General features: G+C 69.5%; 18 protein-coding genes, 2 tRNA genes and 1 pseudogene. 15 read left to right on the forward strand and 6 right to left on the reverse strand.

From position 1 onward, the window contains the following. Positions 1 to 48 precede the first annotated feature (48 nt). The 8 genes from gnd to ACIQFZ_RS23635 all read left to right on the forward strand — a co-directional run bounded on the left by gnd (position 49) and on the right by ACIQFZ_RS23635 (position 9,259). A complete protein-coding gene (gnd, locus tag ACIQFZ_RS23600; RefSeq protein ID WP_141359852.1) occupies positions 49 to 924 on the forward strand; it encodes a phosphogluconate dehydrogenase (NAD(+)-dependent, decarboxylating) in 876 nt (291 codons plus the stop codon). A 53-nt stretch (positions 925 to 977) separates the two neighbouring features. Next, positions 978 to 2,099 (forward strand): DNA replication/repair protein RecF, encoded by a 1,122-nt coding sequence (recF, locus tag ACIQFZ_RS23605; protein ID WP_365417745.1) that lies wholly within the window; start codon positions 978 to 980, stop codon positions 2,097 to 2,099. Next, positions 2,096 to 2,632, forward strand: a complete 537-nt coding sequence (locus ACIQFZ_RS23610; RefSeq protein ID WP_365417742.1) for a DciA family protein — start codon at positions 2,096 to 2,098, stop codon at positions 2,630 to 2,632. The genes recF and ACIQFZ_RS23610 overlap by 4 nt, the downstream gene beginning before the upstream one ends. A 372-nt stretch (positions 2,633 to 3,004) precedes the next feature. After that, the gene (gyrB, locus tag ACIQFZ_RS23615; RefSeq protein WP_365417739.1) at positions 3,005 to 5,086 is read left to right on the forward strand and encodes a DNA topoisomerase (ATP-hydrolyzing) subunit B; all 2,082 of its coding nucleotides are present in this window, start codon (positions 3,005 to 3,007) and stop codon (positions 5,084 to 5,086) included. Between the two features lie 42 nt (positions 5,087 to 5,128). Further along, complete coding sequence (gyrA, locus tag ACIQFZ_RS23620) at positions 5,129 to 7,720, forward strand: DNA gyrase subunit A (protein WP_365417736.1); 2,592 nt, start codon at positions 5,129 to 5,131, stop codon at positions 7,718 to 7,720. Positions 7,721 to 7,738: 18 nt separating this feature from the next. Continuing rightward, the gene (locus ACIQFZ_RS23625) at positions 7,739 to 8,482 is read left to right on the forward strand and encodes a DUF3566 domain-containing protein (RefSeq protein ID WP_402692066.1); all 744 of its coding nucleotides are present in this window, start codon (positions 7,739 to 7,741) and stop codon (positions 8,480 to 8,482) included. 133 nt (positions 8,483 to 8,615) lie between these two features. Further along, positions 8,616 to 8,689, forward strand: a tRNA-Ile gene (locus tag ACIQFZ_RS23630). A gap of 78 nt (positions 8,690 to 8,767) precedes the next feature. After that, positions 8,768 to 9,259 (forward strand): GNAT family N-acetyltransferase, encoded by a 492-nt coding sequence (locus ACIQFZ_RS23635; RefSeq protein ID WP_402692091.1) that lies wholly within the window; start codon positions 8,768 to 8,770, stop codon positions 9,257 to 9,259. Between the two features lie 205 nt (positions 9,260 to 9,464). Here the strand turns inward: ACIQFZ_RS23635 and ACIQFZ_RS23640 are convergent, their stop codons facing one another. Next, positions 9,465 to 9,818, reverse strand: coding sequence for a DUF6344 domain-containing protein (locus tag ACIQFZ_RS23640; RefSeq protein WP_365774805.1), 354 nt, complete (start codon positions 9,816 to 9,818; stop codon positions 9,465 to 9,467). A gap of 337 nt (positions 9,819 to 10,155) precedes the next feature. On the opposite strand from ACIQFZ_RS23640, the gene ACIQFZ_RS23645 reads away from it, so the two are divergent. Then, the gene (locus ACIQFZ_RS23645) at positions 10,156 to 10,284 is read left to right on the forward strand and encodes a DLW-39 family protein (protein WP_003999697.1); all 129 of its coding nucleotides are present in this window, start codon (positions 10,156 to 10,158) and stop codon (positions 10,282 to 10,284) included. Positions 10,285 to 10,518: 234 nt separating this feature from the next. Then, positions 10,519 to 11,865 carry a hypothetical protein gene (locus ACIQFZ_RS23650; RefSeq protein ID WP_402692067.1) on the forward strand — a complete coding sequence of 449 codons (1,347 nt, stop codon included), beginning with the start codon at positions 10,519 to 10,521 and terminating at the stop codon, positions 11,863 to 11,865. Between the two features lie 55 nt (positions 11,866 to 11,920). Here the strand turns inward: ACIQFZ_RS23650 and ACIQFZ_RS23655 are convergent, their stop codons facing one another. Further along, positions 11,921 to 13,549 (reverse strand): serine/threonine-protein kinase, encoded by a 1,629-nt coding sequence (locus ACIQFZ_RS23655; RefSeq protein ID WP_402692068.1) that lies wholly within the window; start codon positions 13,547 to 13,549, stop codon positions 11,921 to 11,923. Between the two features lie 70 nt (positions 13,550 to 13,619). Beyond that, positions 13,620 to 14,168, reverse strand: a complete 549-nt coding sequence (locus ACIQFZ_RS23660; RefSeq protein WP_365417723.1) for a DNA-binding protein — start codon at positions 14,166 to 14,168, stop codon at positions 13,620 to 13,622. 181 nt (positions 14,169 to 14,349) lie between these two features. Between ACIQFZ_RS23660 and ACIQFZ_RS23665 the strand changes: the two genes are divergently transcribed. Then, positions 14,350 to 14,422, forward strand: a tRNA-Ala gene (locus tag ACIQFZ_RS23665). Between the two features lie 150 nt (positions 14,423 to 14,572). Here ACIQFZ_RS23665 and ACIQFZ_RS23670 read toward each other — a convergent pair. Both ACIQFZ_RS23670 and ACIQFZ_RS23675 read right to left on the reverse strand, forming a co-directional pair. After that, a complete protein-coding gene (locus ACIQFZ_RS23670) occupies positions 14,573 to 14,839 on the reverse strand; it encodes a hypothetical protein (protein WP_365417720.1) in 267 nt (88 codons plus the stop codon). Positions 14,840 to 14,975: 136 nt separating this feature from the next. Then, on the reverse strand, positions 14,976 to 15,686 hold the full coding sequence (locus ACIQFZ_RS23675) for a DUF5324 family protein (RefSeq protein WP_383057618.1): 711 nt from the start codon (positions 15,684 to 15,686) through the stop codon (positions 14,976 to 14,978). Between the two features lie 371 nt (positions 15,687 to 16,057). Here ACIQFZ_RS23675 and ACIQFZ_RS23680 point away from each other — a divergent pair, with 371 nt between their 5' ends. Both ACIQFZ_RS23680 and ACIQFZ_RS23685 read left to right on the forward strand, forming a co-directional pair. Then, positions 16,058 to 16,591: a peptidylprolyl isomerase gene (locus ACIQFZ_RS23680; RefSeq protein WP_402692069.1), complete on the forward strand. Its 534-nt coding sequence runs from the start codon at positions 16,058 to 16,060 to the stop codon at positions 16,589 to 16,591. Between the two features lie 131 nt (positions 16,592 to 16,722). Beyond that, positions 16,723 to 17,646: a rhomboid family intramembrane serine protease gene (locus tag ACIQFZ_RS23685; RefSeq protein ID WP_365417711.1), complete on the forward strand. Its 924-nt coding sequence runs from the start codon at positions 16,723 to 16,725 to the stop codon at positions 17,644 to 17,646. Positions 17,647 to 17,915: 269 nt separating this feature from the next. Here ACIQFZ_RS23685 and crgA read toward each other — a convergent pair whose 3' ends face one another. After that, positions 17,916 to 18,170 carry a cell division protein CrgA gene (gene crgA, locus ACIQFZ_RS23690; protein WP_100570549.1) on the reverse strand — a complete coding sequence of 85 codons (255 nt, stop codon included), beginning with the start codon at positions 18,168 to 18,170 and terminating at the stop codon, positions 17,916 to 17,918. 140 nt (positions 18,171 to 18,310) lie between these two features. Between crgA and ACIQFZ_RS23695 the strand changes: the two genes are divergently transcribed. Further along, positions 18,311 to 19,087 carry a DUF881 domain-containing protein gene (locus ACIQFZ_RS23695; RefSeq protein ID WP_402692070.1) on the forward strand — a complete coding sequence of 259 codons (777 nt, stop codon included), beginning with the start codon at positions 18,311 to 18,313 and terminating at the stop codon, positions 19,085 to 19,087. Between the two features lie 35 nt (positions 19,088 to 19,122). Further along, a pseudogene (locus ACIQFZ_RS23700) lies at positions 19,123 to 19,251 on the forward strand (class E sortase); the annotation flags it as partial. Positions 19,252 to 19,270: the final 19 nt, after the last annotated feature.

Genomic DNA, 19,270 nt, shown 5'->3' on the forward strand with positions numbered 1-19,270 from the left:
TACGAAAGTGCCGGAACGTCACGTCGTGAAACCTAAGGAACGCAACTGATGGAGCTCGGTCTCGTCGGCCTCGGCAAGATGGGTGGCAACATGCGCGAGCGGATCCGCCGCGCCGGCCACACCGTCATCGGATACGACCGCAACCCGGACCTCGCCGATGTCCACAGCCTGGAAGAACTTGTGGGCAAGCTTCACGGCCCGCGCGTGGTCTGGGTGATGGTCCCGGCCGGCGAGCCCACCCAGGGCACGATCGACGCCCTCGCCGAGCTGCTGGAGCCCGGTGACGTGGTCGTGGACGGCGGGAACTCCCGCTGGACGGACGACGAGAGGCACGCCGAGGAGCTGGCCGCCAAGGGCATCGGCTTCGTCGACTGCGGCGTCTCCGGCGGCGTCTGGGGCCTGGAGAACGGCTACGCGCTGATGTACGGCGGCGACGCGGAGAACGTCGCCAAGGTGCAGCCGGTCTTCGACGCGCTCAAGCCGGAGGGCGACCTCGGCGCGGTGCACGCCGGCAAGGTCGGGGCGGGCCACTTCGCCAAGATGGTCCACAACGGCATCGAGTACGCGATGATGCAGGCCTACGCCGAGGGCTGGGAGCTGCTGGAGAAGGTCGACTCCGTGGAGAACGTCCGCGAGGTCTTCCGCTCCTGGCAGGAGGGCACCGTCATCCGCTCCTGGCTGCTCGACCTGGCGGTGAACTCCCTCGACGAGGACGAGCACCTGGAGCAGCTGAGGGGCTACGCGCAGGACTCCGGCGAGGGCCGGTGGACCGTGGAGGCCGCCATCGACAACGCCGTGCCGCTGCCCGCGATAACGGCCTCGCTGTTCGCGCGGTTCTCCTCGCGCCAGGAGGACTCGCCGCAGATGAAGATGATCGCCGCGCTGCGCAACCAGTTCGGCGGTCACGCCGTGGAGAAGAAGTAGTCCACCGGACCGCCTCGGCGGTCCGCAACGCCGGGGGAGGTCGGCGAACGACCATGCACGTCACGCATCTGTCGCTGGCCGACTTCCGCTCGTACGGCCGGGCCGAGGTTCCGCTCGACCGGGGTGTCACGGCGTTCGTCGGCCCCAACGGCCAGGGCAAGACGAACCTTGTCGAGGCGATCGGCTACCTGGCCACGCTCGGCAGCCACCGGGTCACCTCCGACGCTCCGCTGGTCCGCATGGGCGCCGAGCGTGCGGTGATCCGGGCGCAGGTGCGGCAGGGCGAGCGGCAGCAGCTGGTCGAGCTGGAGCTGAACCCCGGCCGGGCCAATCGCGCCCGTATCAACCGGTCCTCGCAGGTCAGGCCGCGGGATGTGCTGGGCATCGTGCGCACCGTGCTGTTCGCGCCCGAGGACCTGGCCCTGGTCAAGGGCGATCCCGGGGAGCGGCGGCGTTTCCTCGACGAGCTGGTGACGGCGCGCTCTCCGCGCATGGCGGGGGTGCGCTCCGACTACGAGCGGGTGCTCAAGCAGCGCAACACGCTGCTGAAGTCGACCGCGCTGGCGCGCCGGCACGGTGGCCGTTCGATGGACCTGTCCACGCTGGACGTGTGGGACCAGCATCTGGCGCGGGCGGGCGCCGAACTGCTCGCCCAGCGCCTGGCTCTGGTCGGCGCGCTGGAGCCGCTGGCGGACAAGGCGTACGAGCAACTGGCTCCCGGCGGCGGTCCCGTCGTGCTGGAGTACAAGCCGTCGGCGCCCGGCGAGGCACACACGCGTGAGGATCTCTTCGCGCAGCTGATGGCCGCGCTCGCGGACGTCCGCAAGCAGGAGATCGAGCGGGGCGTGACGCTGGTGGGGCCGCACCGGGACGACGTGGTGCTCAGGCTCGGTCAGCTGCCGGCGAAGGGGTACGCCTCGCACGGGGAGTCCTGGTCGTTCGCGCTGGCGCTGCGCCTGGCGTCGTACGACCTGCTGCGCGCGGAGGGCAATGAGCCGGTGCTGATCCTCGACGACGTCTTCGCGGAGTTGGACACCCGTCGCCGTGAGCGGCTGGCGGAGCTGGTGGCGCCCGGTGAGCAGGTCCTGGTGACCGCTGCGGTCGACGACGACGTGCCGCACGTGCTGACAGGTACGCGGTTCGCCGTGTCGGACGGAACGGTGGAGCGCGTATGAGCGGCGAGCGGGACCCGGGCCCGGGGAAAGCGCCCGAGCCGTCGGGCGTCGACCTCGCACGCGTGGCGCTGCGCGCGGCGAAGGAGGCGGCACGCGCGCGTGGGGACGTGGCGCAGCAGCGCAGGCAGGCGCGGCGCGGTGGTCTGCGTTCAGGCGCGCGGGCCGACGGCCGTGATCCGATGGCTCTCGGCGCCGCGATCAACCGGCTGATCACCGAGCGCGGCTGGGAGGCGCCGGCCGCGGTGGGCGGCGTGATGGGGCGCTGGCCGCAGATCGTCGGGGCGGATGTGGCCAAGCACTGCGTGCCGGATCGGTACGACGAGGACGAGCGGGTGCTGACGGTGCGCTGCGACTCGACGGCGTGGGCGACGAACCTGCGTCTGCTCGCTCCGACGTTGGTGGCCCGGCTCAACGAGGACCTGGGGCACGGCGCGGTGCGGACGATCAAGGTCTTCGGGCCTGGCGGCGGCGGCCGCCGGTACGGTCCGCTGCGGGTGCCGGGCAGCACGGGCCCCGGCGACACCTATGGGTGACAGACGTCACACAACGGGTTTGTGGTGGTCATCTCCGGGCGTATGAGGGCCGTCCTTCGTACAACCGCACGGCCTTGCGAATCCCGACCTGACCCGGGAGTAGCGAAGTGTTGACGTCCGGAAGCGCTGAGTGCCGCTGTGAGCCTCTCGGAGCCCCCTTGTGCATATCGGGACCCGGCCAAGACCGGTTGAGGGCGCCACATGCGTACTCAGGTACCGGCAAACCCCCATCACTGTCGGCGCTACCGGTAGACTGGACGCAATCCCGCCCCCATCGTGGGGACCGTCCGGGAAAAGCTGAGTAACGCTGATCAAGGCTTACCAACGCAACATGCCGCAGCCGCTCCGGCAACCCGCCGACGAGCCCGGCTCGTGCTGTGCCAGAAAGGGCGCTTCGTGGCCGATTCCGGCAACCCCAACGAGAACATCCCGTCCACCGAAGCCGGCGTGAACGGGGCCGCATCCTCGAACGGAGAGGTCACGGCCTCGTACGACGCCAGCGCGATCACCGTGCTCGAGGGCCTGGACGCGGTTCGCAAGCGACCCGGTATGTACATCGGTTCCACCGGTGAGCGCGGCCTGCACCACCTCGTGTACGAGGTGGTCGACAACTCCGTCGACGAGGCGCTGGCAGGGCACGCGGACACCATCGACGTGACGATCCTGGCCGACGGCGGTGTGCGCGTCGTCGACAACGGCCGTGGCATCCCGGTGGGCATCGTCCCCTCCGAGGGGAAGCCGGCCCTTGAGGTCGTCCTGACGGTGCTGCATGCGGGCGGCAAGTTCGGCGGCGGCGGCTACGCCGTCTCCGGCGGTCTGCACGGTGTCGGCGTCTCCGTCGTGAACGCCCTGTCCAGCAAGGTGTCGGTCGAGGTCAAGACTGACGGCCACCGCTTCACCCAGGACTACAAGATGGGTGTCCCGACGGCGCCGCTCGCCCAGCACGAGGAGACGGACGAGCACGGCACGTCGGTCACCTTCTGGGCCGACCCGGACATCTTCGAGACGACCGACTACTCCTTCGAGACGCTGTCGCGGCGTTTCCAGGAGATGGCGTTCCTCAACAAGGGCTTGACGATCAAGCTCACCGACGAGCGCGAGTCCGCGAAGGCCACGTCCGGCGCGGACGAGGCGGGCGCGGACGAGAAGGACGAGGTCAAGGCCGTCGTCTACCGCTACGACGGCGGCATCGTCGACTTCGTGAAGTACCTCAACTCCCGCAAGGGAGAGGTGGTGCACCCCACGGTCATCGACCTGGAGGCCGAGGACAAGGACAAGAGCCTGTCCCTCGAGGTCGCCATGCAGTGGAACGGCGGCTACAGCGAGGGTGTGTACTCCTTCGCGAACATCATCCACACGCACGAGGGCGGTACACACGAGGAGGGCTTCCGCGCGGCCCTCACCAGCCTGATCAACAAGTACGCGCGCGACAAGAAGCTGCTGCGCGACAAGGACGACAACCTCACGGGCGACGACATCCGCGAGGGTCTGACCGCGATCATCTCGGTCAAGCTGAGCGAGCCGCAGTTCGAGGGCCAGACCAAGACCAAGCTGGGCAACACGGAGGCGAAGACCTTCGTCCAGAAGGCCGTCTACGAACACCTGAACGACTGGCTGGACCGCAACCCGGTCGAGGCGGCGGACATCATCCGCAAGGGCATCCAGGCGGCCACCGCGCGCGTGGCGGCCCGCAAGGCCCGCGACCTCACCCGCCGCAAGGGCCTGCTGGAGTCCGCCTCCCTGCCGGGCAAGCTCTCCGACTGCCAGTCGAACGACCCCACCAAGTGCGAGATCTTCATCGTCGAGGGTGACTCCGCCGGCGGCTCGGCCAAGTCCGGCCGCAACCCGGAGTACCAGGCGATCCTGCCGATCCGCGGCAAGATCCTCAACGTCGAGAAGGCGCGGATCGACAAGATCCTCCAGAACCAGGAGATCCAGGCGCTGATCTCCGCGTTCGGCACAGGTGTGCACGAGGACTTCGACATCGAGAAGCTCCGCTATCACAAGATCATCCTGATGGCGGACGCCGACGTCGACGGCCAGCACATCAACACCCTGCTGCTGACCTTCCTGTTCCGCTTCATGCGGCCCCTGGTCGAGGCCGGGCACGTGTTCCTGTCCCGCCCCCCGCTGTACAAGATCAAGTGGGGCCGGGAGGACGTCGAGTACGCGTACTCCGACCGCGAGCGCGACGCGCTCCTGGAGCTGGGCCGCCAGCGCGGCAAGCGGGTGCGGGAGGACTCGATCCAGCGCTTCAAGGGGCTCGGCGAGATGAACGCCGAGGAGCTGCGCGTGACCACCATGGACCAGGAGCACCGCGTGCTCGGCCAGGTCACCCTCGACGACGCGGCCCAGGCCGACGACCTGTTCTCGGTCCTGATGGGCGAGGACGTCGAGGCCCGCCGCCAGTTCATCCAGCGCAACGCCAAGGACGTCCGCTTCCTCGACATCTGAGTCGGTCTCAGCTGACCGCACCAGGAAGGATCCTCACCAGCAATGGCCGACGAGAACACTCCCGTCACCCCCGAAGAGGGCGGCATCGTCATGCGCGTCGAGCCCGTCGGGCTCGAGACGGAGATGCAGCGCTCCTACCTCGACTACGCGATGTCCGTCATCGTCTCGCGTGCGCTGCCCGACGTCCGGGACGGTCTCAAGCCCGTCCACCGACGCGTCCTGTACGCCATGTACGACGGCGGCTACCGCCCCGAGCGCGGCTTCTACAAGTGCGCCCGCGTCGTCGGCGACGTCATGGGCAACTACCACCCGCACGGCGACTCCTCGATCTACGACGCGCTGGTCCGCCTGGCGCAGCCGTGGGCGATGCGGATGCCGCTGGTGGACTCCAACGGCAACTTCGGCTCACCGGGCAACGACCCGGCGGCGGCCATGCGCTACACCGAGTGCAAGATGGCGCCGCTGTCGATGGAGATGGTCCGCGACATCGACGAGGGGACCGTCGACTTCACGGACAACTACGACGGCCGCTCCCAGGAGCCGACCGTCCTGCCGTCCCGCTTCCCGAACCTGCTGATCAACGGCTCGGCAGGTATCGCGGTCGGCATGGCGACCAACATCCCGCCGCACAACCTGCGCGAGGTCGCCTCCGGTGCCCAGTGGTACCTGGAGAACCCGGAGGCCTCCCACGAGGAGCTCCTCGACGCGCTGATCGAGCGGATCAAGGGCCCGGACTTCCCCACCGGAGCGCTCGTCGTCGGCCGCAAGGGCATCGAGGAGGCGTACCGCACCGGTCGCGGCTCGATCACCATGCGCGCCGTGGTCGAGGTCGAGGAGATCCAGAACCGCCAGTGCCTGGTGGTCACGGAGCTGCCGTACCAGGTCAACCCGGACAACCTCGCGCAGAAGATCGCCGACCTGGTGAAGGACGGCAAGATCGGCGGCATCGCGGACGTCCGCGACGAGACCAGCTCGCGCACCGGCCAGCGCCTGGTGATCGTCCTCAAGCGGGACGCGGTCGCCAAGGTCGTCCTGAACAACCTCTACAAGCACACCGACCTCCAGACCAACTTCGGCGCCAACATGCTGGCGCTGGTCGACGGCGTGCCGCGCACCCTGTCGCTGGACGCGTTCATCCGCCACTGGGTGACGCACCAGATCGAGGTCATCGTCCGCCGGACCCGCTTCCGGCTGCGCAAGGCCGAGGAGCGCGCCCACATCCTGCGCGGCCTGCTCAAGGCCCTGGACGCCATCGACGAGGTCATCGCGCTGATCCGGCGCAGCGCGACCGTCGAGGTCGCGCGCGGGGGCCTGATGGGCCTGCTGGAGATCGACGAGATCCAGGCCAACGCCATCCTGGAGATGCAGCTGCGCCGTCTGGCCGCCCTGGAGCGCCAGAAGATCGTCCAGGAGCACGACGAGCTCCAGGCGAAGATCAACGAGTACAACGAGATCCTTGCCTCGCCGGTCCGCCAGCGCGGGATCGTCAGCGCGGAGCTGGCCGCGATCGTCGAGAAGTTCGGCGACGACCGCAAGACGATGCTGATCCCCTACGAGGGCGACATGTCCATCGAGGACCTGATCGCCGAAGAGGACATCGTCGTCACGGTCAGCCGCGGCGGCTACATCAAGCGGACCAAGACCGACGACTACCGCGCCCAGAAGCGCGGCGGCAAGGGCGTGCGCGGCACGAAGCTGAAGGAAGACGACATCGTCGACCACTTCTTCGTCTCCACCACGCACCACTGGCTGCTGTTCTTCACCAACAAGGGCCGGGTGTACCGGGCGAAGGCCTACGAGCTGCCGGACGCCGGCCGGGACGCGCGCGGCCAGCACGTGGCGAACCTGCTGGCCTTCCAGCCGGACGAGGCGATCGCCCAGATCCTCGCGATCCGCGACTACGAGGCGACGCCGTACCTGGTGCTCGGCACCAAGGCGGGCCTGGTCAAGAAGACGCCTCTGAAGGATTACGATTCACCTCGCTCCGGCGGCGTCATCGCGATCAACCTGCGCGAGCAGGAGGACGGTTCCGATGACGAACTGATCGGGGCCGAGCTGGTCTCCGCCGATGACGATCTGCTTCTGATCAGCAAGAAGGCGCAATCGATCAGGTTCACCGCCTCCGACGACACTCTGCGTCCGATGGGCCGTGCCACCTCGGGTGTCAAGGGCATGAGTTTCCGCGGGGGCGACGAACTGCTCTCGATGAATGTTGTTCGAGCCGGTACGTTCGTGTTCACTGCCACCGATGGCGGGTACGCCAAGCGGACCCGAGTCGACGAGTACCGCGTCCAGGGTCGCGGCGGCCTCGGCATCAAGGCCGCCAAGATCGTGGAGGACCGCGGTTCGCTCGTGGGGGCGCTGGTTGTCGAGGAGACCGACGAGATCCTCGCCATCACGCTCTCGGGCGGCGTGATTCGTACGCGAGTCAATGAGGTCAGGGAGACGGGCCGTGACACCATGGGCGTCCAACTGATCAACCTGGGGAAGCGCGATGCCGTCGTCGGTATCGCACGTAACGCCGAGGCGGGGCGCGAGGCGGAGGAAGTCGACGGCGACGTGGCCGTGGACGAGACCGCCGAGGGGGCCGCGACCAGCGGCACGGACGAGGGCGAGGTGCCCTCGGCCGAGTAGCACGAGGAGAGAGTCATCGTGAGCGGAGCCACGGGCGCCGGATCGGCCGGTACCTCCACTGGTACGGGAGCGGACGGCGGCGGCCGTGGCTCCGCTGCGCCTGCGACGGACACGCGTACGACCAATCTGCAAGCGATCAAGTCGCCCGCGACCGATGCACACATGCCCCACACTCACGGATCCCAGGGGGGAACGGTGACGAACACCCGAGGCCCGCAGGCCCAGCAGGCGAACGCCGCGGCCGGTCAGCAGGCGGCGGGCTCACCGCTGCCGGGGGAGCGGCAGGCACAGCAGCCCTCCGGGCCGTACCACCCGCCGCAGGCCTACCCGTCGGCCGAGCCCGCCTCCCAGGCGGTGCGCCGGCCGCGCACGGGCGCGCGTACCATGCCTCGCACCCGCAAGGCCCGGCTGCGTGTGGCCAAGGCCGACCCGTGGTCGGTGATGAAGGTCAGCTTCCTGCTCTCCATCGCCCTGGGCATCTGCACGATCGTGGCGGCCGCCGTGCTGTGGATGGTCATGAACGCGATGGGCGTGTTCTCCACGGTCGGCGGGACGATCTCGGAGGCCACCGGCTCCAACGAGTCGAACGGCTTCGACCTCCAGTCCTTCCTGTCCCTTCCCCACGTGCTGATGTTCACGTCGATCATCGCCGTGATCGACGTGGTGCTGGCGACGGCCCTCGCGACCCTCGGAGCGTTCATCTACAACCTCTCCGCGGGCTTCGTCGGCGGCGTCGAGCTGACGCTGGCCGAGGACGAGTAGACCGACCGACCGCGCCTGCGCCGGTGTCGCGAAACGTCCGCTGACGGTCCTCCGACAACCGATTTTGGGACTGCCCCCCTCGTGCGCTAATCTTCAGGAGTCAGCGCGCGGGACACATCCCGCAGAGCGCGGCGGGGCTATAGCTCAGTTGGTTAGAGCGCATCCCTGATAAGGATGAGGCCACAGGTTCAAATCCTGTTAGCCCCACAGTGAAAGACCCCCAGCCAATGGTTGGGGGTCTTTGGCGTTCAAGGGCTTACATCAACGTCCTGCCAGACTGATTTGATGATTGTCAGACTTGCGGAAGAGCAAGACTTTCCTGGCTTGCTCAGCCTGGCGGCCCAGGTCGAGCACTGGTTCGGTCCGATGGTCGAGGATGCCGGCTTCCACGGCGCGGTGCACGAGCGCATCCGTCGGTCCACGGCGCTTGTTGCTGCCTCCGAGGGCTCCTCGGGCCCGGATCTTCTCGGCGGGCTGTTGTTCGGAGTGAAGGAGCCGACCCATCACGTCGACTGGCTCGTCATCTCGGAGCAGGCGCGGGGGAAGGGCGTCGGCCGTGCGCTGATGGCGGACGCGATGCGGCGGTGGGTGCGGGGGCCGGCCGGCATCGAGGTGGTCACCTTCGGGGCCGATCATCCTGGTGCTTCCGCCAGCGGCGCACGCGTGTTCTATGAGCGTCTCGGCTTCGTCCCTGGCGAGGTCGTCGGTCCCGGACCGGAAGGGGGCTCCCGGCAGGTCTTTCGCCGGGCTGTGCCGTCCGAGGCGAACCGGCGTTGACCGATGACGACAGCCGGGCCGTCTCCGGGTCGTCCGTGGCGAACCGGCGTTGGCAGGTGACGACGGTCGGCTCCGGTTTCCACGCAGGCGAAGCTCCCCGGTCGTGGTGCCCGGGGAGCTTCGCGTTCTACGGCTGGTGCTGTACGCGAATCGCCGTTACGTCAAGGGTGCTGGTGGTGGCACCGGCCGGGCCGGTGCGGCACTGTCAGCGCTGGAGAGGGATGGTCGGGCGGGCCGGCGGTTCGTCCGGGAGGCCTCGGGGTTCGGCGGCGAGGGAGAAGGCGTCGGTCGGCGGGCGGTGGCGGCAGCCGGGGGTCCTTCCGTGGGCCTCGGCGCGAATGCGCTGTTTCATCGTGGGAGGCAGGGACCGGGTGTGGGGACTGGACAAGGACGACGTCGTCTGTGCCGGCACCGGCGCGGTGCTCTTGGGCGCCGTCTCGGGCTGCGGTGCGGCCGCGGCCGCGGAGGCGGTCGTGGTGATGAGTCCGAGCGCCGTGCAGAGCGCGAGGAAGGCGGTGACGATGGCTGTCCACAGCTTCATGACCTTGTGCTGGTCCATGGCCCCTCACTTTCGGGTTGGCCGATTTGCGTACATTGCTCATCATGTGTATGGGGGTCGCGAAGTGGTGGACCGACGCCCGTGGCGCAGCGATCTTCGGATGAACACCACTCGGATGGGCGCATGAGTGGTGAAAAGGTGTGAAGACGGGAGGAGGGTGGCGAAAGTCACCGTCCGTACGGACGTGATCACGCTCCGATCGGAGCGGTTTCGTCAGCATCTAATGTGCTTACGCGCACGGCAGTTGACGGCCGACGCAGGTCACCGATCGGTATCGGCCGGTGTGTATAGTCGGGCGCCAGAGGTCCCCTACGTCAAGGAAAGACGAGGTCGCGCGGTGAAGAAGCTTCTCCTGGTCGCACTGGCCGCCATCGGCGGGCTCCTCGTGTACCGCCAGATCCAGGCGGATCGCGCCGAGCAGGATCTGTGGACGGAGGCGACTGACTCCGTGCCCACGGGTTCGTGAGCACTGACATCCCGAACTGAGCAGGCCCCGACCGCCGTAGCGGTCGGGGTTTTGTGTTGTGGTCCCCCGGCAGGGCCGGCCGGGTCTCGTGTTGCGCGGTCGCGGAGGGTGGGGTACGCGTCGCTTCTGAGGCCGGTGTTGCGCACGCGCCTGGGGAATGCGCGGATGGCGTAGCGGCCCTCGGGGCAGGATGGGCGACGGTCCGGAGCGACGGAACGCGAGGGGTGGCGCGGCATGGTGGGGCGTGGGGCGGGACGACAGGCGAGGGCAGGGCGCCTCCGGCATGACCGGCGCGGCCGGTACCTCTCGCACAAGCTCGCTGTGCGCCTGGGCGCGGCCGCGGCGGCGCTGTGCCTCGCGGCGGCCGTCCCCGGCCCGAGCGCGTTCGCGGCCGGCGAACCGGAACCGTACGCCTTCACCGACGACGCCCGGTCCGTCACCGGGGCCACGAGCACCACGGACGCCGCACGCCTCGAGCCCGGCCACACCTATACGAGTTCCCTGCCGGGCAGCGGCAAGCTCTACTACCGCCTCGACCTCGACGCCACCTCCACCGCCTACGTCTCCGTCACGGCGGTGCCCGGACCCGGCACCACGGTCGCCGCCACCGACGGCCTCAGGATCTCGGTGCAGGACGCCCGAGGCACCTCCTGCTCCTCGCAGGCCGCTCACTTCGGCCCGAGCCGCAGTCCGCACCCCATCGCAGCGTGGGGCGCGCGCGAGGTCTCCTCCGGCCGCAGCCTGTGCCAGGGCGCCGGGGCGTACTACGTGCTCGTCGAACGCGTCGGCGCCGAGGGATCCTCGTCCGACACCTGGCCCCTGGAACTCGCCGCCGTCTCGGAACCGCCGCTGAAACGCACCGGGGCCACCAGCGCGCCCGAGTCCTGGAACTCCGCCTCGCCCGAACCGGTCATCGGCCAGGCGGCAGAACGGGCCGGCGGTGCCGGGTTCGCCGCGGCGAGCACGGTCGGGCAAGGCGTGTGGCGGACCCGGATCCGGCCCGGCCAGACGCTCTTCTACCAGGTCCCGGTCGACTGGGGACAGCAGCCGAGCGCCACCGTCGAGCTGGGCAGTTCCAGCGGCGGCAGCGGCTATGTGAGCGGCGCGCTGACCCTGTCGCTCTACAACCCGGTACGCGGACACGTCGAGGAGGCGTACGCCGGTTACACCGGTCGGCAGACGTCCGCCACCCTGGCTCCCCTGCCGCCCGTCGCCCACGCCAACCGCCACGGCTTCGCCGACCAGGTCAAGGGGATGCGGTTCGCCGGCCTCCACTACCTGGTCGTGCACCTCGCCGCGCAGACCGCCGACTCCTTCGGCGAGGGGCCCTACGGACTGATCCTGCGGGTGCGGGTGGACGGCACGGCACAGCCGGGACCGGACTACGCCGGCCGGTCCGAGCCCGGCCGGCTCTTCGAGGTCACCGCCCACGACCGGGCCGCGGCGACCCCGGCCGGGGCGGCGGACGGCTCCGCGGCACTTTGGGCGCTCGCCGTCGGCGGGATCGGCGCGGGAACCGTCCTGCTGGCCGTCCTCGGGGTGTGGACCGTGCTCGCCCGGCGCAGGGCCGAAGCCCAGTAGGGCGGTGGGAGGGGCAGGGGGATCGGGACCCGGCCGGGATCGGCCCCGGCGGGCCTCACAGGCGGCTCAGTGCCCAGAAACCGACGGCGTAGCAGGCCAGGGCGAGGAGCAGCAGCGGGATCGCCACCGTCGCGGGCGGGCCGGGGCGGCGCGGGCGTCTGGCGCGGTGGCGTGAGATTCCTCGCGCCGGAACGGGAACCTGCGGGGACTGGGCGGTGTACGAAGCAGTAGAGACATCAGCAGGCTGCCGCGGATCGGGGGAGGACAGCACATGGGTGGGGTCGTGAGGGGAGACGTGGACCACGGGCTGGGCGGCCGCGGGTGGGGCCGCGGGCTGGACTGGGGGTTGGACTGGAGGTTGGGTCGCGGGCTGGACCGCGGGTTCGAGCGGCATGCCGCCGGAGGGCGGGGCGGCCGGTGCCGGGGGGATGGCCTGCGGGGGCGCGGCGGGGGGTGGAACAGCCTGCGGGGGAGCGGCCCGGTGCCGTGGGACTTCCCACTCCGGGGCGGCGGTCTCGGGCGGCGGCAGGTGGAAGCTGCCTGTGTCCGACATGGTGGAGGGCTGGGCTGGTCCGGGCGACAAGCCGCTGCCGTCCGTCCCAGGCGTCGCCCCGGTCCCCTCCCGTGGATCGAGACGCGGGTCCGGCATACCCCCGGTGCCGGAAGCGGTACCAGCGCCGGAAGCCACGGAGCCGGTATCGGAAGCGGCGGCACCGGCACCGGCACCGGGAACCACAGACCCGGTGGCCGAACCGGCGGAGGCGGACGCCGCCGTACGCCCGACCGTCACCCCAGGGCTCCGGGTGAGCGGTCCCTCGGGTCCGAACCCTGGTGGCAGCGGGCCGAGTTGGTCGAAGATCTCGATCAGCTCGTCGTCGGGGCCCGGCTCCGGCAGCAGCTCGGCGCACGTGACGAGGGCCTTGCGCGCACCCGTCGCGGTACGGAACCTGGCCTGCGGATCGGGTTGCAGCAGGGTGGCCACGACCTGCCACAGCGGCTCGGGAACACCCTTGGGCGCACCGGGAGTTCCGTGCTCCGCGAAGTACTCCACGATCGCTCTGGCGTCCGGCTTCGCGCCCTGGAGCAGATAGAGGGCGACCAGACCGGTGGCGAACAGGTCGGCGGGGAAGTCCGGTGCGCCGCCCATCATCTGTTCGGGAGCGAGGTAACCGGGCGTCCCCACCACCAGGTTGGTCTCCGTCAGTCGCGGTTCGCCCAACCGCATCGCGATGCCGAAGTCCGACAGCCGCAGCCTGGGCCGGCCGGTCCCGGTGGCCTCCAGCAGGATGTTCGCGGGCTTGATGTCGCGGTGCACGACACCCTCCGCGTGCACCGCGGCGAGCCCGGACAGCAACTGGTCGAGCAGGGTGCAGACGAACACCGGGGGCAGCGGACCGTAGTCCCCGACCAGGTGGACGAGTGAGCCGCCGGCCACCAGGTCCATGGTGAACAGGACCTTGTCGTCGTCAGCGGCCCAGCTGGCCGGTGCGAGCACATGAGGGTGATCGATCCGCAGCGCCTGCTCCCGCACGAAGCGCAGCAGGGAGTGCGCGTCGCGCTGCTGAAGGACCTTGGCGGCCACATACCGGCGACGGCGGTGGTCCCAGGCCCGCCAGACCGCGCCGACTCCCCCGCGTCCGACCGGGTCGGCCAGCTCGTACCGGCCGGCGAAGACCTCACCCATGGCTGTGCGTCGCTCCTCCCCCTGCGGTCCCCCTCGCATCCCCCCGACGCGCGATACGACCCCCGCGGCGTCAGTTCTGGTGGGACTGGTAGTGCGCGACCGCGTCCGAGGTGCGGCCGGCGCCGTACACCCGGAGGAATTCCGCGAGTTCGGGGTGGGTCGGGGCGAGGGTGTTCGCGGCCTCGATGATGTCACCGGCCGCCGCGACCGAGCGGAGCAGCGACTGGATCTCGCGGACCACCCGCTTGACCGTCGGCGCCCCCGAAGTACTCGTCGTCTGCGTGGTGTTGCTGAGCACCGAGCCGCCCTGCGACCGCTTGATCTCGTCCATGCGCTCGGTCGCCTCGGCCGCGCTGACGCTGCCGTCCGCCGCCTGGGCCGCCAGCTCCTGGAGCAGCTGAACCCGCTGGACCACAGCAGGGTTGCCGATCTTCGCGCGCTGGCCGCTCATCAGCTGCGACAGCATCGGGGCCGACAGTCCCAGTACCCCCGCCAGCCGGGCCTGGTTGAGCCCGAGGTCATCTATGAGCTTGCGGAAGAGCGCCCCCAACGGCTCCCCGTACCAGTTCCGCTGCAGTTCCCGCGCTCTTGCGGTGGCTTCCTGCTGTGCGGCGTCCATTGCGTCTCCCCATCGCTTCCCCAAGTACCGTGGTTCGCTGTAGCGAACCACGCGGAGCATCTTACGGAGAGTGGTCGGCCGCGGGGAGCCCCCATCTTTTTGCGAGATCCGGGGGGTGACCCGGTACTCTGGTCTGCGGCACCGACCGGTGAGCGGATCTTCCGGCCGGATGCTCTCGTCCGGGGCCTTAGCTCAGTTGGTAGAGCGCTGTCTTTGCATGGCAGATGTCAGGGGTTCGACTCCCCTAGGCTCCACCGGTGAAATGCCCTCTGGCCTGCGGAAACGCGGTGTCAGGGGGCGTTTTTCGTGCGCACGCCGTGCGCCCGGGCAGGTCGTCGGCGTATGCGCGCCTGTCCGTCCGGCTTCGGAGCGCGCCCCGACGCCTTCGGGCAGGGATCCTTCGGCTATGCCGGGAGTTCCTCCACGTAGCGCTTCGCGAGGAGGAGCGAGACGTACGGGTAGGTCTGCCGTACCACCTTGATGGCGGCGACGTCGCCCTGTTCCCTGCGCACCCGCTGGATCTTCTCCTCGTCGACCTGGCCCCGGAACCCCTCGAAGGATCCATAGCGCTCCCAGAAAGCCTTCTCGCGCTTTTTCGAGGCACGGTCGCCGACGACTGCTGACGCGACCATGACGCCGATGGCAATGGTTCCCGTGATTCCGTCGAGCATGGGTCCCCCCTTCCATCCCTGTCGGTGTCCCAGGCGACCTCAACCTACCCGCTCGCGGACCGGGAACCACGTGCACGCGAAAAGCCTGCCTGACCTGTGGAAACACCGATCGGGCAGGCTCTTTCGTCGCTGGCGGTCAGCCTTGTTCGTCGCGGTCCGCCGCCTCCTCGGCCTGCTTCGCCTGGACCTCGGGGTCCAGCACGGACTGGCCGGTGCCGTCCACGGACGTCAGCCGACCCGAATCGGGCACCTCGGTCGCGGCCGGGGGTTCCACCAGCCAGTCGGGGTTGGCCTGCTTGTCCCACCACTTCCAGGCGGCGAAGGCACCGCCGGCGAGCGCGCCCGCCAGCGCGAGCAGCTTCACGACGCGCCCGGCCCGCGCCCGCCGCTCGTGTGTGCGGGCCAGCTTCTGGATCTTCCGGGCCGGGACCTGACCGCGCAGTGCCACCAGCGCGGCGGCACCGCGCGCGGCGGCCTCGTCCGCGACCGGTCCCGCCGCGGCCATCGCCTGCTCGATCCGCGGCCGGGAGTACTCGGCGGCCTGCCGCGCGGCCCGGCGCGTCCGCTCGGCGGCCTCCTGGGCGGCCTGGTCGACCTTGGGCGGCACATGGGCCATGGCCTGCGTACGGGCCTGCTCCAGCCGGGGTGCGACATGGGCGCCGTACTGAACGCGGGCCTGGTCGGCGGCCAGGGTCACCTTCGGCGCGAGCCGTACGCGTGCCTCGTGTGCGTATTGCGCGGCCCTTTCCCTGGCCGTGTCGGCGTAGGGCGCCACCACTTCCGCGGCGTGCAGCACGCTGTCCTTCGCCGAGCCGGTCGCGGCGCGCACGCTGTCGATGCGGGTCACGGGTTCCTCCTCCTCGGTGGCGTACGGTAATTCGACTTTCCACCCTTTTACGGATCATGCCTGCCAACGGGCCCGGCGGCATGTGCGAACGGGCATCCGGGTCACGGGTGACGACCGCGGTCACCGCGGTGGCCCTGCCGATCGGGAGCCCGCCGGGCGACGATCACGTGCGATAGGGATGAATGCGGAGCAACAGGAGCTTGTCGTCGACAATGCCACGGATCGCCGCGCCGCGCTCCCGTCCGGGAGGACTGGCCCGGTTTTCCGCAACCGAATCCGGCGGATCTCCCTCAGGAAGCGACCGCTGGACGACGCAGGGCGCGGGCCGTGCGAGGATCGGGGAGTCACAGGAAGACAACGGAAGGCAGATCGTGGCTGAGCAGCTCTACGCCACCCTGAAGACCAACCACGGCGACATCGAGGTCCGGCTCCTGCCGAACCACGCCCCCGAGACGGTTCGGAACTTTGTCGAACTCGCCAAGGGCGAGCGCGAGTGGACCCACCCCGCCACCGGCGAGAAGTCCACGGCGAAGCTCTACGACGGCACCGTCTTCCACCGGGTGATCAGCGGTTTCATGATCCAGGGCGGCGACCCGCTGGGCAACGGCACCGGCGGTCCCGGCTACCAGTTCAAGGACGAGTTCCACCCGGACCTCTCCTTCGACAAGCCCTACCTGCTGGCGATGGCCAACGCGGGTCCGGGCACCAACGGCTCGCAGTTCTTCATCACCGTCGGCCCGACGGCCTGGCTGAACCGCAAGCACACCATTTTTGGCGAGGTCACCGACGCGGCCAGCCAGAAGGTCGTGGACTCCATCGCGACCGCGCAGACCAACCCGCGCACCGACCGCCCGCTCAAGGACGTCGTCATCGAGTCGGTCGTCGTCGGGACCCGCGAAGGCTGAGTGAAGGGCCCGTCCCGACAGCTCCCCCAGGGAACCAAACGCCCCGCTTGTCCGTAAGGATGGGCGGGGCGGTGCATTGCCCACGAGCAGCCGCAGCCGTGCTCCGCGCAGGACGAATCGAGGGGAACCCCATGGACCAGGCACCAGGCAGCCCGCAGGGCCCGGCGGGCCAGGACCCGGCGGACCAGGGCCCGCCGGACGCCCACCGCCTGCCCACCTGCTATCGCCATCCGGGCCGCGAGACCGGTATCCGCTGCGCCCGCTGCGACCGGGCGATCTGCCCCGAGTGCATGGTCGACGCCTCCGTGGGCTTCCAGTGCCCGGACTGCGTCCGCGGCGGTTCCGGCACCGGCCACCCGCCCGCCGCGTCGCGGCCCCGCACGCTGGCCGGCGGCACCATGACCGCCGACCCCCGCCTGCTCACCAAGATCCTCATCGGGATCAACATCGCGGTGTTCATCGCGGTCAGCGCCGACTCCTCGCTCCTCGGGGACCTGGTCCTGATCGGCGCCTGGCCGCCGGCTCCCTTCACCCCCACCTCGGGTGTCGTGGACGGCGAGTGGTACCGCCTGGTGACCTCGATGTTCACGCACCAGGAGATCTGGCACATCGGCTTCAACATGCTGAGCCTGTGGTGGCTGGGCGGCCCCTTGGAAGCGGCCCTGGGCCGGCTGCGCTATCTCTCGCTGTACTTCGTCTCCGGGCTCGCGGGCGGAGCGCTGACGTACCTGCTCGCCTCGCCCAGCCAGGCCACGCTCGGCGCCTCGGGCGCCATTTTCGGACTGTTCGGCGCCACCGCGGTGCTGATGCGCCGGCTCAACTACGACATGCGGCCGATCATCGTCCTGCTGGTGATCAACCTGATCTTCACCTTCAGCTGGAGCGGCATCGCCTGGCAGGCGCACATCGGGGGTCTGGTCGCCGGTGTGGTGGTGGGGTACGCGATGGTGCACGCCCCGCGTGAGCGGCGGGACCTGGTGCAGTACGGCACCTGTGCGCTGGTGTTGGTGGTCGTCGTCGTGTTGACGCTGATCAGAACGGTTCAGCTCACCTGAGAGCGCCCGTTGTCCACAGCTGGTGTCCGATCTTGTGCATAGCGTGCGGGAACGCGTGTACCCCCTGTCTCCGACCTGTGTTGTCGCAGGTCAGGCAGGGGGCGTACGCACTCTGGATGGGCAGTGTGACAGTCGTACCGGTGTCAACGATGCACTGGTTATCCACAGATCATCAGCGTTTTCCCCAGGCCGCATGTGGAAATTCCTCCGGCCTGTGGATAACTCAGCGGATACCCGTGGGCAGAGCTGTGTTCACCGGGTGACCGACGTCACTTCCACTGCGTGGAGACGGCGAACCCGGCGGCGATGAAGCCGAAGCCCACGACGATGTTCACGTTGTCGAGGGCCTTGATGGGCAGTGAGCCGTCGGTCACGTAGAAGACGACGATCCAGGCCAGGCCGATGAGGAACAGCGCCAGCATGACGGGCGCGACCCAGCCGCGGCCCTCCAGCTTGATACTCGCGGCCTGCTTGGCGGGCGGCGGCGTGTAGTCGGCCTTCTTGCGGATACGTGACTTCGGCACGAGGGTCTCTCCTGTCGATGCGCTGGTGGCCGCGCAGGGAACTGGGCTGGCTCCGGGGCAGCGTACAAGGGCACACTGAGCACTCCCCCGGACGTCCGTTAGCGTAGTGCTTCCGCGGCGCCGAAGGAGATAAGGGTACGTTGAGCAATTCTGCCGACTTCCCGGGGACGGGTGCCGGCCCGGACCGCACGCGCCGCCCGAGGCCCGTGCGGATCATGACCGTGGCCGTCTTCGCCCTCGCCGGGTTGATCTTCTTCACCAGTTTCAACACGGCCAAGGGCACCAACATCCGCACGGACACGTCCCTTCTGAAGCTGTCCGACCTCGTCCAGGAGCGCAGCCGGAAGAACAAGGACCTGGACGAGTCCAACGCCGCCCTGCGCGACGACATCGAGTCCCTCGCCGCGCGCGACGACGACGGCAAGCCCCAGGACGGCAGGCTGACCGGCCTGGAGCAGAGCGCGGGCACCCGGAAGATCACGGGCAAGGCGATCACGGTCACGCTCAACGACGCCCCGCCCGACGCCACCGCGAAGCTCCCCGGCTATCCCGAGCCGCAGCCCGACTACCTGGTGATCCACCAGCAGGACCTCCAGGCCGTGGTCAACGCGCTGTGGAAGGGCGGCGCCCAGGGCATCAAGGTGATGGACCAGCGGCTGATCTCCACCAGCGCGGTGCGCTGCGTGGGCAACACGTTGATTCTCCAGGGCCGCGTCTACTCGCCGCCGTACAAGATCACGGCGGTCGGCGATCCGGGGAAGCTCCAGAAGGCCCTCGCGGACTCCCCGGCGATCCAGAACTACATGGTGTACGTCAACGTCTACGGCCTCGGCTGGAAGGTCACCGACGACGGAACGGCGACGCTGCCCGGCTACTCCGGCACGGTGGACCTGCAGCACGCGAAGCCCGTGAAGTAGGCACGGATGTCAGGGTGCCGGCACCCCGGTGCGGGCGCCCTGGCGTCGTACTGGTGAACGGAACGGCCTGGTTCGCGTATCGGATCGACAAAGGGCCGTACAAAACCGTGTCCGCGATCGTTGAGGTGATCGACGCTGTGCCACGTACGTCCGGTCGCACGCGGTTTTCGCACAGCTCGCGGA

Origin of the sequence: Streptomyces sp. NPDC093064 (assembly GCF_044754605.1) — a bacterium.
Classification (GTDB): Bacteria; Actinomycetota; Actinomycetes; order Streptomycetales; family Streptomycetaceae; genus Streptomyces.

Bases quoted from the DNA above. Each gene is read 5' to 3' on its own strand.
- gnd (WP_141359852.1), top strand. From the start codon at position 49: ATGGAGCTCGGTCTCGTCGGCCTCGGCAAGATGGGTGGCAACATGCGC.
- recF (WP_365417745.1), top strand. From the start codon at position 978: ATGCACGTCACGCATCTGTCGCTGGCCGACTTCCGCTCGTACGGCCGG.
- ACIQFZ_RS23610 (WP_365417742.1), top strand. From the start codon at position 2,096: ATGAGCGGCGAGCGGGACCCGGGCCCGGGGAAAGCGCCCGAGCCGTCG.
- gyrA (WP_365417736.1), top strand. From the start codon at position 5,129: ATGGCCGACGAGAACACTCCCGTCACCCCCGAAGAGGGCGGCATCGTC.
- ACIQFZ_RS23635 (WP_402692091.1), top strand. From the start codon at position 8,768: ATGATTGTCAGACTTGCGGAAGAGCAAGACTTTCCTGGCTTGCTCAGC.
- ACIQFZ_RS23640 (WP_365774805.1), bottom strand. From the start codon at position 9,818: ATGGACCAGCACAAGGTCATGAAGCTGTGGACAGCCATCGTCACCGCC.
- ACIQFZ_RS23650 (WP_402692067.1), top strand. From the start codon at position 10,519: ATGGTGGGGCGTGGGGCGGGACGACAGGCGAGGGCAGGGCGCCTCCGG.
- ACIQFZ_RS23655 (WP_402692068.1), bottom strand. From the start codon at position 13,549: ATGGGTGAGGTCTTCGCCGGCCGGTACGAGCTGGCCGACCCGGTCGGA.
- ACIQFZ_RS23660 (WP_365417723.1), bottom strand. From the start codon at position 14,168: ATGGACGCCGCACAGCAGGAAGCCACCGCAAGAGCGCGGGAACTGCAG.
- ACIQFZ_RS23670 (WP_365417720.1), bottom strand. From the start codon at position 14,839: ATGCTCGACGGAATCACGGGAACCATTGCCATCGGCGTCATGGTCGCG.
- ACIQFZ_RS23685 (WP_365417711.1), top strand. From the start codon at position 16,723: ATGGACCAGGCACCAGGCAGCCCGCAGGGCCCGGCGGGCCAGGACCCG.